General features: G+C 56.8%; 12 protein-coding genes. 6 read left to right on the top strand and 6 right to left on the bottom strand.

The genetic code is table 11. From position 1 onward, the window contains the following. Positions 1 to 14 precede the first annotated feature (14 nt). The 4 genes from glgB to IFJ82_RS10355 form a co-directional block, all read right to left on the bottom strand. Positions 15 to 2,252 (bottom strand): 1,4-alpha-glucan branching protein GlgB, encoded by a 2,238-nt coding sequence (glgB, locus tag IFJ82_RS10370; protein WP_192264459.1) that lies wholly within the window; start codon positions 2,250 to 2,252, stop codon positions 15 to 17. A 377-nt stretch (positions 2,253 to 2,629) separates the two neighbouring features. After that, positions 2,630 to 3,415: an ABC transporter ATP-binding protein gene (locus IFJ82_RS10365; RefSeq protein ID WP_075595365.1), complete on the bottom strand. Its 786-nt coding sequence runs from the start codon at positions 3,413 to 3,415 to the stop codon at positions 2,630 to 2,632. Then, positions 3,412 to 4,467, bottom strand: coding sequence for a FecCD family ABC transporter permease (locus IFJ82_RS10360; protein WP_075595414.1), 1,056 nt, complete (start codon positions 4,465 to 4,467; stop codon positions 3,412 to 3,414). Before IFJ82_RS10360 ends, IFJ82_RS10365 begins: the two co-directional genes overlap by 4 nt. A gap of 39 nt (positions 4,468 to 4,506) precedes the next feature. Continuing rightward, complete coding sequence (locus IFJ82_RS10355; RefSeq protein WP_192264456.1) at positions 4,507 to 5,643, bottom strand: ABC transporter substrate-binding protein; 1,137 nt, start codon at positions 5,641 to 5,643, stop codon at positions 4,507 to 4,509. 501 nt (positions 5,644 to 6,144) lie between these two features. On the opposite strand from IFJ82_RS10355, the gene IFJ82_RS10350 reads away from it, so the two are divergent. After that, complete coding sequence (locus IFJ82_RS10350) at positions 6,145 to 7,503, top strand: NCS2 family permease (protein ID WP_192264453.1); 1,359 nt, start codon at positions 6,145 to 6,147, stop codon at positions 7,501 to 7,503. 191 nt (positions 7,504 to 7,694) lie between these two features. Further along, on the top strand, positions 7,695 to 7,862 hold the full coding sequence (locus tag IFJ82_RS16020) for a transposase (protein WP_192266485.1): 168 nt from the start codon (positions 7,695 to 7,697) through the stop codon (positions 7,860 to 7,862). 254 nt (positions 7,863 to 8,116) lie between these two features. On the opposite strand, the gene IFJ82_RS10340 is transcribed toward IFJ82_RS16020, so the two are convergent. Beyond that, positions 8,117 to 8,728: a TetR/AcrR family transcriptional regulator gene (locus IFJ82_RS10340; RefSeq protein ID WP_003619384.1), complete on the bottom strand. Its 612-nt coding sequence runs from the start codon at positions 8,726 to 8,728 to the stop codon at positions 8,117 to 8,119. Positions 8,729 to 9,016: 288 nt separating this feature from the next. Between IFJ82_RS10340 and IFJ82_RS10335 the strand changes: the two genes are divergently transcribed. Both IFJ82_RS10335 and IFJ82_RS10330 read left to right on the top strand, forming a co-directional pair. Continuing rightward, positions 9,017 to 11,230 carry a beta-N-acetylhexosaminidase gene (locus IFJ82_RS10335; RefSeq protein ID WP_231106198.1) on the top strand — a complete coding sequence of 738 codons (2,214 nt, stop codon included), beginning with the start codon at positions 9,017 to 9,019 and terminating at the stop codon, positions 11,228 to 11,230. Positions 11,231 to 11,263: 33 nt separating this feature from the next. Beyond that, positions 11,264 to 12,547, top strand: coding sequence for a DUF1343 domain-containing protein (locus tag IFJ82_RS10330; RefSeq protein ID WP_192264450.1), 1,284 nt, complete (start codon positions 11,264 to 11,266; stop codon positions 12,545 to 12,547). A 448-nt stretch (positions 12,548 to 12,995) separates the two neighbouring features. On the opposite strand, the gene IFJ82_RS10325 is transcribed toward IFJ82_RS10330, so the two are convergent. After that, positions 12,996 to 14,135 carry an ROK family transcriptional regulator gene (locus tag IFJ82_RS10325; protein ID WP_192264447.1) on the bottom strand — a complete coding sequence of 380 codons (1,140 nt, stop codon included), beginning with the start codon at positions 14,133 to 14,135 and terminating at the stop codon, positions 12,996 to 12,998. A gap of 194 nt (positions 14,136 to 14,329) precedes the next feature. On the opposite strand from IFJ82_RS10325, the gene IFJ82_RS10320 reads away from it, so the two are divergent. Both IFJ82_RS10320 and IFJ82_RS10315 read left to right on the top strand, forming a co-directional pair. Next, entirely contained in the window at positions 14,330 to 15,217 is an 888-nt protein-coding gene (locus IFJ82_RS10320) for an ROK family protein (RefSeq protein WP_192264444.1), read from the top strand. A gap of 447 nt (positions 15,218 to 15,664) precedes the next feature. Continuing rightward, on the top strand, positions 15,665 to 18,043 hold the full coding sequence (locus tag IFJ82_RS10315) for a TonB-dependent receptor (RefSeq protein WP_048859211.1): 2,379 nt from the start codon (positions 15,665 to 15,667) through the stop codon (positions 18,041 to 18,043). Position 18,044: the final 1 nt, after the last annotated feature.

Below are 18,044 nucleotides of genomic sequence, written 5' to 3'. Positions count from 1 at the left end.
GAAAATGTAAATATTCAGATGGTTCTGTCGCCTTCATGCTGGAAAAACAGCGTGCCCAATGGGGGCAGCGACACCGTAACGGAACAGGCATGCCCATGCGCGGCATCGGGACATGCCTGTATGACGCCGTAATTCCCCATATTCGAACCGCCATACAGGCTGGCATCGGTATTGAGGATTTCCCGCCATGTTCCCGCATGTGGTACGCCAATACGGTATCCATGACGGGGCACGGGGGTCATGTTGCACACGATCATGACCATGGGGCCATGTGCTGCCTGGCGCGCCCATGCAAAGACCGAGTTTTCGCGGTCATCGCCGATCAGCCACACGAATCCTTCGGGTCGGCTGTCCCATAAATGAAGCGCAGGACAGGTGCGGTACAGGTGGTTGAGGTCCTGGACAAGGCGGCGGACGCCATTTCCTTCGGGCGTTTCCATTTGCTGCCATGCAAGCTGTGCCGCGTGGTTCCATTCCTCCTGCTGCGCCAGTTCGCCCCCCATGAACAGCAGTTTCTTACCCGGATGGCCCCACATGAATGCAAGATATGCGCGCAGGTTGGCATGTTTTTGCCATGTATCACCGGGCATACGCCGCAGGAGGGAGCCTTTGCCATGTACGACTTCATCATGGGAAAGGGGAAGGATGAAATGTTCCGAAAACCCATAAAGCAGCCCGAACGTCATTTCATTATGATGATAACGCCGGTACATCGGGTCCTGTCCCATATAATCCAGTGTATCGTGCATCCACCCCATGTTCCATTTGAAGGTAAAGCCAAGGCCGCCCTCGCTTACCGCGCGTGTGACGCCCGGCCATTGGGTTGATTCCTCTGCAATCGTGATCGCCCCGGGGCAACGCACGGCGATTGTTGCGTTCAGGTGACGTAGAAAAGCAATGGTTTCAAGGTTTTCGCGCCCGCCGTAAATATTGGGTACCCATGCGCCGGTGCCACGGCTGTAATCGCGATACAGCATGGAGGCTACGGCATCCACACGCAGGGCGTCGATATGATACTGGCGCAGCCAGAACAGGGCGCTGGCGATCAGGAAGCCACTGACTTCGCGCCGCCCGTTGTTATAGATCAGCGTGTTCCAGTCAGGATGATATCCTTCGCGTGGGTCCGCATGTTCATAAAGGGCGCTGCCATCAAAACGTGCCAGTCCATGCGGGTCTGTGGGAAAATGTGCCGGCACCCAGTCCAGGATGATGCCAACCCCCGCCATGTGGCAGGCATTGACGAACCGGGCGAAGCAATCAGGGGGACCAAACCGGGCGGATGGCGCGAACAGGCCAAGCGGCTGGTATCCCCATGATCCGCCAAAGGGATATTCCGCGATTGGCAACAGTTCGATATGGGTGAACCCCATTTCCAGCACATAGGGCAGTAATGTCAGGCGCAGTTCATCCCAGTTCACATGTCCTGCCTGTGTATGACGCCATGAACCTGCATGGACCTCGTAAATGCTGACAGGGGCTGCGATGTCCTGTCGTGCGCCGCGGGTGCGCATCCATGCGTCGTCCGACCAGTCGAAATCTATGGACGGCACAACGATGGAGGCCGTAGCAGGCGCGACTTCTGCGGCGAAAGCCAGCGGATCGGCCTTCAACGGCAGTAACCGTCCCTGTGCGTCGCATATCTCGAACTTATAGGCTTCGCCCGCGCCGATCCGCGGGATGAACAGTTCCCATATCCCATGGTCATGGCGCAGCCGCATGGGATGGCGGCGACCGTCCCACATATTGAAATTTCCCACGACCGAGACATGGCGCGCATTGGGTGCCCAAACGGCAAAGCGCACGCCTGCGACGCCATCAATATCCATGACATGCGCGCCCAGAACGCGATACAGGTCCTGATGTTCGCCATGGGAAATCAGGTGAAGGTCGAAATCCCCCAAAAGCGGGCCAAAGGCATAGGCGTCCTCGGTCTCCTGCATGCCATCGTCCCATGCCACACGCAGGCGATAGGGGGTGCCGGTGGGAATATGGCCGATGAAGACGCCGCCGGGGTGGGCCTGTTCCATCGGCCATTGTGTCAGATGTGCGTGACGGCCCGTTGCGCGCGCGGGGGCGGCATTGAGAAGTGTGACCGTCCGGGCGCCGGGCATGAAAACGCGGATGATGTCATCTCCATCGCCGCAATGTCGGCCGAGGAATGCAAAAGGATCATCCAGTCGTCCCGCCACCAGGGCCGCAAGCCTGCTGTCGGCATCATGCCCGGCGCAAAGGGTGGGAAGATGCTGCGTCATGGCCGTTTTTCCTGTGCCGCGGCAGGGGCGGGCGGTGTTGAGAGGCAACGGTGTACCGCCGCTATGGGCATGCCGATCCATGCCGGGCGGTTGCGGGCGCCTTATCGGCATGCCGGGTTCCCATAGGAAGCGGGGCAATCGGTCGATAGGCTCAGAACGGCGAAACCCGGTAAAAGAACCGGATGGGGCAGGGGAAATGCGATAACAAATCTGTGTGCATGCGCATGGGGTGTGCAGCAGGGAATGGCGCGATCCTATCTGCGCACGCCCCTTTATGGTCCCGATACATCAGAAAAATTTCAGGTATCTTTCAAAAATCATGAGACCCGAAATCATGTGATTGTCCCTGTCAGGGGATCATGCGCAAAGAGACATCATCAGTCGATGGTGCCGTCCACCATGATAAAGGGTTCGCCGCGCGAACAGGTTTCGACACGTGCATGAATGCCATAGGTCTGTTGCAAAAGTTCGGGCGAAATGACCGTGCGGGTGGGGCCGGCGGCAATCAGGCGCCCATCGCGCATGACAATGGCGTCATCGGTCATGCGTGCGGCGATATTAAGGTCATGCAGCACGACCATCGTTACAAGACCCCGCGTGATGGTTGCCTGATGTATGATCTTCATGACCGAAAACTGGTGATGCAGGTCCAGCGCACTGAGCGGTTCATCAAGCAGCAGGGCATCGGGATGTCGTCCCATCGCCTGCGCCAGTCCTACAAGTTGCCTCTGCCCGCCGGACAGTTCGTCCATGTAGCGCATGGCGAGGTCCTCAATCCCGAAGGTGGCGAGTATTTCAAGGGCTTCGTCAATGATGTTTGTATCGGCCACCCCTGGCATGCCGTTGACGTGATGCGCGGCGATCAGGGATTCCAGAACCTGAAGGTGAACCGGAGCGGGCAGCGCCTGCGGCAGATAGATGCAATGGCGGGTGCGCTGCGCCAGCGGCATGCGCGACAGTTCCATACCGTTTAACGTAATGATCGCGGGTGATGGCACGATCCCCGCAACCGCGCGCAGGAATGTTGATTTCCCGCTGCCGTTCGGCCCAAGCAGGGCGCATACCCGACCGCGTGGAAACGGGGCGGGATTGAGGTCATGCAGCACGGTACGGCGGGCGTAATTCACGCTGACGTGCCGCGCACGCAATCCGGTTTCGGTCATGACAGGCCCTGCCGGCGTAATACGATCGTCAGGAAAAAGGGAATCCCCACCAAGGCCGTGACAATGCCGGTGGGAATGATGACACCAGGGATGATGTTGCGCGCCGCGACGGAGGAAAGCGACATGATCAGGCACCCCACAAGCATGCTGCCCGGCAGGTAGAAACGATGATCCTCACCCAGCAGCCGGCGTGCGATATGCGGCGCGACCAGCCCGATGAAACCGATCGTCCCGACAAAGGAGACCGCCAGCGCGGACAGGATGCTGATACGCAGCAGGGCCGCGCGCCGTACGCGCGGGATATCAACCCCAAGGCTTGCCGCACGTTCTTCGCCCATGCGCAGTACAGTCAGCCGCCATGCCGCACGAAATGACAGCGGCGCGATCAGGATGCATGCCGTGGCAAGGATGCCGATCTTGGGCCATGTTGCACGCGTCAGGCTGCCCATCGTCCAGAACACGAGATCCTGCAGCGCGTCTTCGCTGGCGATGAACTGCAGGAGGGAGACAAGGGCGTGAAACATGAACACCAGCGCGATGCCGAAAAGGACAACCGTTCCCGTGCCTGACCCACGCAGGCGCGACACAAGGTCGAGCAGGAATACCGACCCGATGGAGAAAAGGAACGCATCGGTGGAAATGATCCATGTTTCCGGCACGCCGGGGATATGCCATTGCAGGATGATTGCAAGTGACGCCCCGAACGCCGCTGCCGCGGATACGCCCAGCGTGAAGGGGCTGGCCAGCGGGTTGGCAAGGATGGTCTGCATTTCCGCCCCTGACAGGCCCAGGGCCGCGCCCACGCATATCGCCATCAGGGCATAAGGCAGGCGGATCTGCCAGACGATGACGTTTTCGCCCGCAGGGGCATCACCGGGATGCAGCAGGATATGCAGCAGCCGCGCGGGCGACAGTCCTGATGGGCCAAGTGCGAAATCCAGTGTCACGGAACATATGATCAGCCCCATGATCACCGCCATGACCATCATGCGCCGCCGTAGCAGCGCGCGATAAAGCATATGAATATCCCCCACGTCCATGCCGCGTTTCATGATGGGGGTGGGGGGGATGCTGTTCATGCGGTGGTGGCCTCAGGGCGTGATCCAGAATGTGCCTGTCTGGGGAACCGGCAGGAAATGTTCATAAAGCTCTTTTTGTGTCCGTTCCGGGTCGACATCCGTAAAAAGGTCAGGATGGAACCACTTCGCCATCACTTCCACCGCCAGAATATTGTAAGGGGAGTCATAGAAAGCGTGCCACAGGCCATAGGCATGACCATCGGTCACGGCCCGCAGGGTGGAGATGCCAGGACGGTCTTCCACCATCTTGAGCGAAGAGCGCGCAAGTTCGGGCGAAACATCGGCCCCCATACGCAGGCCGGGTCCCGCTGCCTTTGGCCCTTTGGTGCCATCGGCGATATAGATGTCGGGATCAGACGCAATCACTTTTTCCAGCGCGATATCCCCAATATAGCCGGGCAGGAGGGGGGCTGCGATATTGCGGCCGCCCGCGGCCTCGATAAAGGCGCCCATATTGCCTTTGCCCGCAGTGTGGCAGCAGCTTTCACGCATTGCCGCCAACATTTCGATAAAGACCTTCGGGCGTTGCTGCGCCGGGATGGCGGCGACTGTTCTGGTGATGCGTGTGAGGTGGGATTGATAGAAATCGGTATATTCCCGCGCTTCGGCTTCACGGTTCAGGACAGTGCCGAGGATACGCATGGACGGTATGGTATCACGTAGGGGATCGGCCCGGAAATCTACGAACACCACAGGCACGTGCGCGGCAGTCAACTGGTTGACAAGTTCGCTGGAGGCGCCGGGACCGTGGCCGGAAACCGTCAGGATGGCAAGGTCGGGATGCAGGTCAAGCACCTTCTCAGGGCTGACGGTATCGGCCGTGGTCTTGCCGATCAGCGCGATCCTGGCGGCGGCGGGGAAACGCGCGACGTACTGGTCATAACTCTGCGTGTCCGCGCCACGGAATTCCCCTTGCCAGCCGACGATGCGATCGAAGAGGTGTTCGCGTTCCAGTGGGGCAAGCGCATAGACCAGCCGCCCTTCGCCAAGGATGATCCGGTGTACGTCATGTGGAATTTCAACGGTCCGGCCCGCCATATCGGTGATGGTGGCAGCGTGCGCCCGTGCGCCACACAGGCCGCCCAGCAAAGGCATGGCCGCGAGGAGAGCCGTCATCAGGCGCCTGCATCGATGGGAATTTCGTTTCATGCCGGTTTTCCTGCCTTGTGCTGTCCCGCAATCATCATATGCACGGGGATTTCATAGCCGGACGTGGTGATAATGATAATTGTTATCATTGTCAATTTGTGCAGGGTGATGACAGGGGGGAATGTCAGTGCCCCGATAGGGGAAGGTCGTTGTGGACATCATGCGATCATGAAAAATTTCTGGGAACAGTTTTCTGAAATATTCATGAAGTAGTTTTTGGGAGATGAATTTTTATAATGAATATTTTGTTCCATTTTTGTTTTTAAACCGGAAATTGTTTTTTCTTTATCCGTGAATATTTTGAGATTTTATATCTCCAGAGTCCGTACCTCTTGCGGTCGCGGGTTTCCCTGCATGTCCCTGTAATGCAGGTGCTGTCATACTATCCTGATCGGTATTTATTCCGGTTTTTACGTCGATGCTGCACATTGTAGATAGGGGCGGAATGCGCAACATGTGCGATCGGTGCGGAAGGTGAACAGCGATGGAAAGAATGACGGCATGAGGCAGGCTATACGTAATGCGGCCAGGGGGCTGGATCGGTATTTTGCCATCACGCAACGTGGTTCGACGCTGGGAACGGAAATCGTGGCCGGTGTGACAACTTTTGGTGCCGTGGCCTATATCATGGCGGTTAACCCGGCCATCCTGTCGATGGCGGGGCTGGACCATCATGACATGATCATGACGACCATCGTGGCTTCCATATGCGGGACGCTGTTGATGGCGCTGATGGCAAACCTGCCGATCGCGCTTGCCCCGGCGATGAGCAGCAATATCATCTTTGCGCAGGTCGTCGTAATGCATATGGGGATCAGCCCGGCGGTCGCCTTTGCGATGGTATTCCTCGGTGGGATCGTTTTCGTGCTGTTGGCGCTGACCTCCTGGCGTCAGAAAATCATCGATGGTTTTCCCGAACCGGTCGTATGTGGCATCCGTTGCGCCATTGGTGCGTTCATCGTGCGGATTGGCATGACAACCGGCGGTCTGGTTGTGCCCGCGCATGATGGTTTCGCCTTTGGCCTTCTGCGGGAACCATCTGTGGACCTTGCGCTGGGTGGGTTGGCGCTGGCGCTGGTGCTGTCATACCTGCGGGTGCCTGCGGCGATGTTGGTGTCGATTGTCGTGATAAGCTGTGCGGGCCTGTTTGTGCATGGACCTGACGGCAGGTTGCTGACGCGGCTTCCCGCGCATATGTCCGATTGGCCGCATTATCCCTATCACCTGCTGTTCGCGTTTGATTTCCATGGCTTTGTCGCGAATATCCTCGTCCTGTTTCCTGTTACCGTATATTTTTTCCTCAGTGATTTTTTCGATGCGACGGGAACGATGATGGCGGTGACCCAGCGCGCCACACAGGGGGCGGATGGTGCGCCCCTTCCGCTGGGGCGCAAGGCGTTTTGCGCCGACGGGGCCGCCAGTGTGATTGGTGCCAGTCTCGGGACCAGTACGGTTTCGGCCTATCTGGAATCCCTTGTGGGGGTAGAGGCAGGGGGCCGGACTGGACTGTGCGCCGTGGTCGTCGCGGTGCTGTTCGCGCTGTCGTCATTCTTCTGGCCGCTGATTACCGCCATTCCCGCTGTTGCTACCGCGCCGGTTCTGATTGTTGTCGGGGTGGGTATGTTATCCACGCTGGTGTCACCCCAGACACAGGCCCTTGATGACCTGACATCCCCGCTGCTGATGGTGGTGATTACCCTTATGACCGGGAATTTCATGCTCGCGCTGGCTTGTGGCCTGCTGCTTCACACCATCCTGATTGTGGGGCGGCGGCAATGGCGGCGGCTGACGCCCATGCTGGTGGGGCTGGATATCGTGTTTATCATTTTTCTGTGTCTTGAAAGTGGTCTTCAGCGTTAGAAATCTGTTTTAAATTCAATATGTTATTATGGATTTGTATCTAATTAAGGATCCTTATATCAAAATCTGGCCCCGTCGATATTCAGGATTTCCCTTAATTATAGATGCGGATGTTTCACTGAACGTCATGTCACAAGACGGGGGATGGGAATCAAACAGTAGGAGCTGAGAGCACAGCGCAATGGCGACGGATTGCACCTCTGCGTCCAGATGAAGTTGAGGATGCAGGCGGCCATAAGGCGGATAGACGCCTGTTTGTGAATGGCTGCCTCTGTATTTTACGCTCTGGTGTGCATTGGACGGAAGTGCCGGAGCAGTATGGCAAATGGGAGACCGTACATCGTCGCTTCAGCCGATAGTGTCATGACGGGGCTGGGGCAAGATTTTTGAGACGCTGATGTCCGATACGGTCATCATACAGACCCATCAGCAGGCAGCGAACGAAAAAGGCATCAGGCGCTGGAGCATTCCCGAGGAAGCCTGAAGGCCAAGGTGCATATGCGGGCCGATATGTGATCGGCCGGTCCCCATATCTTCCGGTTGTGTCCGCCCCTTTCCAACCATGGCCTGTGGCACGGATGACATGGATAGAGATCAGGGACGTATCATGGGATCAGAAGTCGTCTTCTGTCATGAAACCATGGGACAGCAGCAGGCGTGATGTCGCATGCCATGCTTCACGTGCGGCATCGTGATTGTTGCACATTTCCGCCTGTACCATCGCCCCGTCAAGCAGCATGCACAGCGTACGCCCCAGAGTGGTGGCGGTTTCGATCTCCATCCCGCCAGATTGCAGGAGCTGGCTGAACGCACTGCACATGCTGTCCTTCTGCGCCTGTAGCAACTGCGTGATTTCATCATGCCTGCGGCGGTATTCAGCGGCGGCATGCATGAACATGCATCCGTGGAAATCGTCGCTGTTGAACAGCGCATCATACCAGTCAAAAATGGCCCGGATTTTCGCCAGTGGTGTTTTCTGCGCGTTGATCGCCTGTGCCAGTTCATCCTCAATATGGTGAATATGCGTGGCGATCGCTTCTGACACCAGCGTGTCCTTGGTGGGGAAATGGCGGAAAACCGTGGCCTTGGTTACGCCTGCATGGACCCGTATCGCATCCACGCTGACGGTCTGATAACCGATACGGTTGAACAGCCATTGCGCGGCGTGAAGTACCTTGGTGCGCTTTCCCTGGCGGGACCCATCGGAGTAAGCGGTGGTTGGCATGAACGGTTATGCCTCATGTCGATTTGGTGCATTACAAAGTCACCTTTATAAAGCATATTTCACAGGTTGGTAGTTCATTTTATGGTGTAGCGCCGAATTGTGATGGAGCTTTATGCCATCCGGTCCATCGTCCCGCGCAAAGAGGGGCGAATTCATATGGATGGGGGTAATTTATTTTACTTTCCGAACAAAATGGAGCGTGCCAGTAAGGAAGCGCCGCCCATACCGCTGAGCCGGTTTTTTGTGGAGCCTGATCCCAGATCCCCAGAACGGAAAGATTTTTACCTGATGCTTCCCATCCTGCACCGCTCCCGTCGTTTCCTCCACAATGCCTGTAGTTCCATGGCGCTGCTTGCGGCGCTCTGCGCCCCGGCGCTTGCCGATACGCCGTCCGTTCCGCTGATGCCGCGTCCCCAGTCCGTATCCCTGTCGGGACAGGATGTCGCGATCGCGGGGGGCGTTCGTATCGAATGGGCTGGTACCCCTTCACCGATGCTGCGCCGCGCGGCAGCGCGTTTTTCCAGCCGCCTTGCCCAGGTCGCCGGGGCTCCCGTATCTGGTGGTGCGCCGGTTGTGCTGCATATTTCCAGCCGATCCGACCCCGCTTATCTAAGTGTGCAGGAACGTGAACATTATACCCTGAACGTTACAGCGCAGAACGGGATCCGCCTTGATGCAGATGGCCCTGCTGGTGTGCTGCACGGGCTTGCGACGCTGTTGCAGCTTGTGGTGCGCACACCCCAGGGTCCGGTCATGCGCGAGGCCACGATCGACGATGCCCCGCGTTTCGCATGGCGTGGCATCATGATCGACGTGTCGCGTCACTTCATGTCGGTGGAGACGATCCAGCGGCAGCTTGATGCCATGGAACTGACAAAGCTCAATGTCCTGCACTGGCACCTGAGTGACGGGACCGGATTCCGGGTCGAAAGCCTGCGTTTCCCCCGCCTGCACCAGGTGGGAGGGCATAATCAGTATTATACGCAGGCACAGGTGCGCGCGATTGTGGCCTATGCTGCGGATCGTGGCATCCGCATCGTGCCGGAATTCGACGTGCCGGGGCATACGCTGTCGATCCTTGAGGCCTATCCCGAACTCGCGGCCCAGCATGTTCCGTCCGCCGAGGAACGCCAGTCCCCCTGTTCGATCACCATCAATACGGTCAAGACCAAGGCGATCTGTAACAAGGTCTATAATCTGAACAATGCGGCGTTCGATCCGACCAAGCCGCAGACGCTGAAATTCGCCACCGAACTTTATGCGGAAATGGGCCGTCTGTTTCCCGACCGTTATTTCCATTCGGGTGGGGACGAAGTATCGCCCAAGCAGTGGAACGACAACCCTGCCATCCTCGCTTATATGAAACAGCATGGCTATGCCGATGCCCCTGCGCTACAGGCTGCGTTCACCGCGCAGGTGGAACGTGCCCTTGCACGGCAGGGCAAGATCATGATGGGCTGGGATGAAGTCAGCGAGGCCCCGATCCCCCGTGACGTGGTGGTCGAGACGTGGCGCGGTTCAAAATGGATTGGGTCGGCAACGCAGGCGGGGCATCCGGTTGTTGTGTCTTCTGGTTATTATCTTGACCTGCTCAATCCTTCGTCAGAGCATTACAAGGTCGATCCGTATGACCCCAGGGCTGTCGGGCTTTCGCCAGAGGAAGTTGCGCGCGCCCGGCCCAAGCAGGGACCGATGATCGACGCCTTTGCGCTGGACCCGGATGCAAAACCATTGGATGCCGCGCAACAGAAGCTGGTTCTGGGCGGGGAGGCCCCGTTGTGGAGTGAGATCGTTTCCGATGAAATGGTCGATGCACGTCTGTGGCCGCGCTCGGCCGCGATTGCCGAACGGTTCTGGTCTGATGCTTCGGTGCGTGATGTGGCGGATATGGAACGCCGCCTGCCTGTGATCCAGAACGAGCTTGAAGCAACGGGTCTGCAGGCCAGCGCGCATGAAAACGCGATGATCGCACGCCTGACACCGGGCAATGTCGGCCCGCTGACGGTGCTGACATCGGTGACAAATCCCGTGCGTAATTACGCCATGAACCGGCTGGCGTCCCATAGTGGCGATGCCATGCTCAACGCCCCGGGGGCCATTGCCGCGCCGGACAGCTTTGCTGCGATGAAGTTCAACGATATGGCGGCGCGCTATGTCGCGGGTGAAAAGGAGCTTGCCGCTCCACTGAAGCAGATGCTGGATCTGTATCTGGCCAATGATGCCGGATATGCCGCCGTTGCCACAACGCCATTGTTGCAAGATGCCCGCCCCGTGTCGCAGCAGCTTGCGGCGGTGGCACGTGTCGGGCTGGAGGCGATCAGGAAGCATCGCAGCCATGGCCGCCACTGGCACAGGCGCGTCAACAAGCTGCTTGCAACGCAGGATGCCACCTTTGCCGCCTGTGCAACGGCCGTTGCCTCCTACACGCATGAACTTCCGCCTTCGGGCCTTCTGATCGCCATCCTGCCAGGTGTGCATGCGTTGGTGAATCACGCCCATTGATCCAATAATTCCAGGTCAGAAAAGGAAGGTTCCATGAAGCTGTCACGCAGGGACGTCATGGGGGGCGGGATCGCCCTGTGTGGGGGCGTATTTATGGGAATTCATGGCGCGATTGCGAAAAGCGACGTTTGTAGCAGTATGGTTTCCCATAACGTCGTGACCGGTTTCGAAGGGCTGCGCGCCGGTCATTATGAGGTCCTGCGCGGGCGCAAGGTGGGGTTGGTTGCCAATCCCACCAGCGTGGGCCGCAACCTGCACCATATTGCCGACATTATGCATGCCGATGGTGGGGTTGACCTTCAGGCCATATTCGGACCAGAGCACGGTTTCCGTGGTTCCGCCCCTGCCGGATCGTCAGAAGAAAAGGCCCGTGACCCGAATACCGGTGTCATGGTCTATGATATTTATGACGTCTCTGGCCCCCGGCTTGATGCGATCATCCGCAGTTCTGGTATTGATACGATGGTATTTGATATCCAGGATGTGGGGGCGCGGTTTTATACCTATATCTCCACCCTTTACGATACGATGGCGGCCTGTGCGCGGCTGGGTATCGATTATGTGGTGCTGGATCGGCCCAATCCCATTTCGGGTGTTCGTGTCGGTGGCCCGGTGCTTGACCCGCACTTTGCTTCTTTCATCGGGCGGCAGGCCATCCCGATCCAGCATGGCATGACAGTCTGCGAACTTGCCAGCCTGTTTAACGCCTGTTTCATTCCCACCATATCCGGTCGGTCCGTAAGGCTGCGAAATATCACCATGACGGGTTGGACGCGCGACATGTTTTTTGACCAGACCGGCCTGCCATGGATTCCACCAAGCCCGAACATGCCAACGTTGCAAACAGCCATTGCATATCCCGGGACGTGCATGTTCGAGGGAACCAACCTGTCGGTTGGTCGGGGCACGGCAATGCCGTTTCTTTATCTTGGCGGGCCAAAGCTGGATGCGACGGCATGGCGTGACCGTATGGAGCAAAGCGGTCTGGCTGGTGTTGCTTTTCGTGAAGTCGCCTTTTCCCCCACGGCTTTTGTGGATCGGGGGGTAATGGATCATGGGGTGCAGGTAATCATTACCGGGCGTGAACGGTTTGATGCCGTGCGGACGGGGCTGACGCTGCTTTCAACGCTGCGTAATCTGACGGGTGGGGTGCCATGGCGGGGGAAAGATGCACGGACATTCGACCTCATCATGGGTACAGATGCGGTGCGTCATCAACTGGATCAGGGTATGATGCCTGATGCGATTATTCAGTCATGGCAGCCAGGGTTGGTCCAGTTTATGGAAATACGGAAAAAATATGTCCTGTATTCCTGAATATGGATCAAGGGATGCGCAGCATGATCGTCGGTATGCCGGCAGACAAAAAAATAAAAACTTTTTGTGCGGATATTTGTCGGTTTTTTTGAACATGACCCATTGATGAGGCATGGGAAATGCGAGGCGTTGCTATAATTTTTTAAATTTTTATTCCAAAGACTTTCATGGAATATTTTCTAAGAGATCGTTTGCAAACGACTCATTGATAAAAAATAAGAAAAGTTTTTGGGTGCCGCCTTTTTTCAAAAAGGCGGCGTCTTCTGAAGCTTTTTGGAAAAAGCTTCACCAAAAACCTTTATGATTTCAGGATGTTATTGAGACTGGCTTTTCAAGGAACCTGTAAAGACTTTCATCATCTTGATGGGGTGTTGATACAGAATATTTGCCAAAAATTTGTTATTTTAATGGGGTGCTGACCCCAGCCGTTCAGGCTGTAAGCTGTTTTTCATTCACTGAAAAGAAACTGTCGGGTGGCGATCCCGGCTGCTCCCGTGGCCCAGTCGGTATGCTGGGTTTCCCGAAGGGTCAGGGTTGTTTCCCAATCGGGGCGGGGCATGACATTGGTTTCCATCGTCTGGCGCAGGACAGCACCGAACACGCCGTCGCGAAAGGGCTGGTCCAGCATGACGACCACCTGGCTGGGATCGAAAAGCTGTACAAGTTGTGCCACCGCCAGCCCCATCGCCCCGCCAGCGGTATGGAGGATACGCAGGGCGTCAGCATGTCCGTCACGCGCCAGCATCTCCAGCTCGGTCGGCGAACCAGGCAGGCCGCGTTGCTGTGCCATGGATCGTATGGCCTGAAGTGAGGAGACAGTGTCGAGGCATCCCCGCTTGCCACAACTGCATGGGCGTTCAGTTTCCCGCCCATCAGGCCAGAAAACGGTCGTGTGGGAGATTTCGCCCGCACCACCATGAAAACCGCGATGTAATTTCCCATCGACAATATGGGCACATCCGATGCCGCCATCACCCACGATGATCATGCTGAAATCCGGACAGTCACGCAGAATGCCAAACAGATGTTCGCCCTGTACCAGGGCGTTGGCGTCATTTTCTGCGAATACCGGCACTTTCAGCCGATCCTTGAGTGGTGTGACAATATCAACATTGCGCCATCCCAGCGCGGTGGAGCGCAGGCACATGCGCCGGTCACGTGCAACAAAACCCGGGATGGCGATACCAACACCACCCAGCGGTCCGGCCCTGTCGCCCGCCTGCACCAGCAATGCCTGTATGCCGCTGGCGATATGATCCACGCACAGGTCAGGATCGGACATGCGTGGCAAATCCATCTGGACCAGGATTTCACCATGCAGATCTGTCAACAGGATCTGTCCGGGGTCTGATTGCAGGGAAATGCCGGCAAAACAGGCCGAAACGGCATTCAGGCCCAAAAGGATGGCGGGGCGTCCCTGCCCGAAAACCAGTTCACGTTCAGACAGTATATTGCGATCCAGCAGTTCGCGCGTCAGGGTCGAAACCGTGGCCTTGCTCAGACCCGTAATATCCACCAACTGCGTCCGGCTTATATTGCCCATCATACTGATGGCGCGCAGTACCCGATATTGTCCTGACGTAAACATCTGCATCCTGCGCTGACTGTGCCCTATGGATTGTTTTTAATTGATACGAAGCCGGAAGACAATTAGTATAAAGTCCGAACTTAGTGAGTTAGCTGAATGATTCCGGACGTTTTTCTGCGGGCATGTCCTGCCATTGATGCCCTTTCCCCCCGTCAAAACCAGCCTGTCATACATAACCGCCAGGAGGAGGTCCGGTGATACTTTGCGCCGATATCGGTGGGTCCTATATTGATTTTGCCGAAGCCGACCACAGCCACGAACTGGCGCACCGGCAACGGCAGCCAACACCTACGTCCGATCTGGACGCATTTGTTTCCGTGCTGAACAGTATGGCGGCCTCATATCCGGCCGCCGTTCCGCTGCATATGGCGATTGCCGGTGTATGTGCGCCCGATACGGGGCGGACATTCACTGCCAATATCCCCTGTGTCAATGACGTTCCTCTGCGTGAACTCCTGACGCAGCGTCTGGGACGACGTGTGCTGGTGGTGAATGACGCGCACTGTTTCGCCCTTAGTGAGGCCATGCAGGGCGCGGGGAAGGGGCATGACATCGTTTTCGGGATCATCCTGGGGACAGGGGTCGGCGGTGGCCTGATCATACATGGCCGTCCCGTCATCGGCCGGGATGGCCTTGGTGGGGAATGGGGGCATGGTCCCTTTATCGCGCAGGATGCGGGGGGGGATGGTATTCCCTGTCTGCCCTGCCAGTGCGGGCAGAGCGGTTGTCTGGATACGATCGGTGGCGCGCGCGGTATCGAACGCCTGCATTATCACCTCAGCGGGAAAGAAATTCATGCCCGCGCCTTGCTTGCCGACTGGCTGTCGGGGGATGCATCCGCGCGCCGCACGGTGGATGTCTGGCTGGATCGTATGTCCGCCGGGCTGGCTATGGTCGCCAATGTAACTGGCGCTTCCATCATGCCGGTGGGGGGCGGATTGGCGCATCAGGCGGAACTGATCGGGGCGCTGGATCTCAAGGTAAGGTCGCGCATTCTGCGACAGCAGGACGCGGCGCTGGTTGTGCCGGGCTGCCTGCCTGCGGATTCCGGCCTGATCGGGGCGTCATGGCTGAAGGACTGAAGGAAAGGCTTTCCCGGATTGTCCGGAAACAGAATTAAAGGGCAAAGCTGCTTTTAATGTCGCCGTGACAGGCAGTCGGATGAATTGTGACAAAAATGCTACGATCATATCGGCGTTGCAGATGCGCTTGGGATCATAAATAAACTATATAAAACAGTATATTATAGGTGGTTTTGGTTATTACCGGGTAGTTTTTGCGCTCAGAACAACTCGAAAAATACCGCATCCACTTTGTTTTCATTCTAAAACTATCATTGGACGGTTGTCGAACTATTGCCTTGCTTTCGGAAGGTCTGCCATTATCCATTAACGGAACAAAACGTTTGTTTCGCCGAATTTTCCACCTGAATGCAGGGATTCACGTTCATGAACGTTTCGTATCGTAATCTATCCCTCTGTTGTACTGTTTTGGCGAGTTTGGTTGTCGTTCCTGCTTTTGGGCAGGGTGTGGCCACAACGCGCGAAGGGGGAGCGAACGCTTCGTTACGTTCTAAGGCAGGACATGCATCGACATCCGCGACGGCCAGGTCTGGCAAGACGGCTGCCATTGCAAGGGGCACCAGCGCGCAGCCCCATTCCGATGTGGAACAGATCCATGTCACCAGCCACGGCATTACGACGTCCAACGGTGTGAACAACCTGACGCCCGGTGGCGGCCTGATGCCGCACCAGACCGCCGCGCGTTCACAAAGTGGCATCACCCGCGACTTTATTGCAAAACAGGCGCCAACAGCCAATATTTCGTCACTTGTTGCTGAACTTCCCGGTGTCAATTACTCCAGCCAGGACCCATTTGGCCTGACGGGTAACAACATGACCATGCGCGGCATGACGCAGGCGCAGATTGGTTATCTGTTCGAGGGCGCGCCAATGGCCGACCCGATCAATTACCAGCCCTATACCAGCATGATGGTGGATTCTGAAAACCTTGGTTCGGTGACTGTCTCTCAGGGGTCACCTGACATGGACGCGCCGTTGTACAACGCGGTGGGCGGGCAGATTTCTGCGCAGGAAATCAACCCTTCGCACCGACAGGGGGGATTTGTCGACCTTGCTGGCGGCACGCATAGCGCAAACAAGGAATTTATCCGTTATGAAACAGGGGATATCGGAAATACCGGTATCCGTGGTTTCGTTTCCTTCTCCCACACCAGCTATAATAACTGGCGTGGTCCGGGCGGCCTGTTCCGTTATCATATCGATTCGAAGTTTGTGAAGGAATGGGGGGATGGCAACAGCGTCTCTGCCATCTTCTCCTATAACCGCCAGCAGCAGACCTCGTGGCGTTCGCCCACCATGGCGCAGTGGAAGCAGTATGGCGACAGCTTCAACTATCATGGCGACTTTACGCAGAATGACCCGCTTTTCTATGGCCTGAACATTACGAACCTGAATGCGCAGACCATCATTTTGCCGTCGCACTTCACGTTGACGAAAAACCTCAAGCTGCATGTCACGCCGTATTATGAACATCAGTTCGGTCCGTCGAACGGCGGTGAAAGTATCCCGACCACGGGTGGGTATATGGGCACGCAGCAATATAGCGGCCTGGTCGGTGTCCCAACCGGTACCGGTTCGATCCTGACGGAAGGTATCGACCCATGGGACCAGAAGAGCGCGTCAATCAATACGTCCCTGGACTGGACAATGGGTCATAACAAGCTGTCGATCGGGTACTGGTATAACTATACCACCCATCAGGAGCTTTCGACCTTTAATGAAGTTTATGCCAACGGTTCCTATTCCAACAGTCCACTTCGTGTTGCGGATACGGGGCGGATCCTGACCGGCTATGACCTGAATTTCAAGCAGCAGGTCAACACGCTGTTCATTGCCGATACGCTGAAGCTGCTGCATGACCGTCTGACGCTGAGTGCGGGTTTCCGTGCGGCGATGGTCAGCCGGACGGGCACCAACAATGTTCCGGGTGCTGATCCGTATTACAAGGCGGGCAATTATTTCGAGCCACTGCCGCAGTTCTCCGCCAGTTTCAAGATCACACCGCACGACCAGATCTATATCAATGGCACCACCGCCTTCCGTGCGCCTGCGTCGGTGGAAGCATATAGCCAGATCTTCGACCCCAATTCGTCGCATGCGGTGGAACAGCCCGGATCGCTCAAGCCTGAATATTCCATTGGTGAGGAAATCGGCTTCCGCCATTCTGGTTTCTATAACGTTGCGTTCTCGCTGTTTAACCTGAACATGACCAACCATCAGGTGACATCGATGAACTATATCCCCGGCACCAACCAGTTGATTTCCGAACCGATCAATATCGGTGGTCAGACGTCGCGCGGTGCGCAGATCGAATTCGGCCTGCGTCGCTGGCATCATATCAGCCCGTACCTGTCGGGGCAGTATCTGCACGCGACGATGGATAACAACTTCAATGCCGGTGGCGGAAACTACCTGCCCACGGCTGGCAAGGTCGCGGTTGAATCGCCCCGCTTCACGGGGGCCATCGGCCTGAACTATGACGATGGTCGCTTCTTCGGCAACTTCGCGCTGCGTTACGTCGATTCCCAGTACACGACCTTCATGGATGACCAGAAAATCCCCTCCTACATTACGTCGGATATCGCCCTGGGCTATCGTCTGAAGAAGCTTGGCCCGGCCAAGGCACCGCAGATCCAGCTTAACATCATGAATATAGGCGATAATCATTACTTGTCCGGTGGGTCGAGCTTCACCACCAATGCCCATGCGACCCATACGGTTGCCGGGAATCTTTATGGAAGTAATGGTGTGGCGAAAACATCTTCACCCGTCTATCTTGTGGGTGGCGCATTCGCCGCGATGGTTTCTATATCGGCTGGTTTCTGAT

Source organism: Novacetimonas hansenii (assembly GCF_014843995.1).
GTDB lineage: Bacteria > Pseudomonadota > Alphaproteobacteria > Acetobacterales > Acetobacteraceae > Novacetimonas > Novacetimonas hansenii.
The sequence above is the reverse complement of the archived record's forward strand: the minus strand, read 5'-3'. Positions and strand labels throughout refer to the sequence as shown.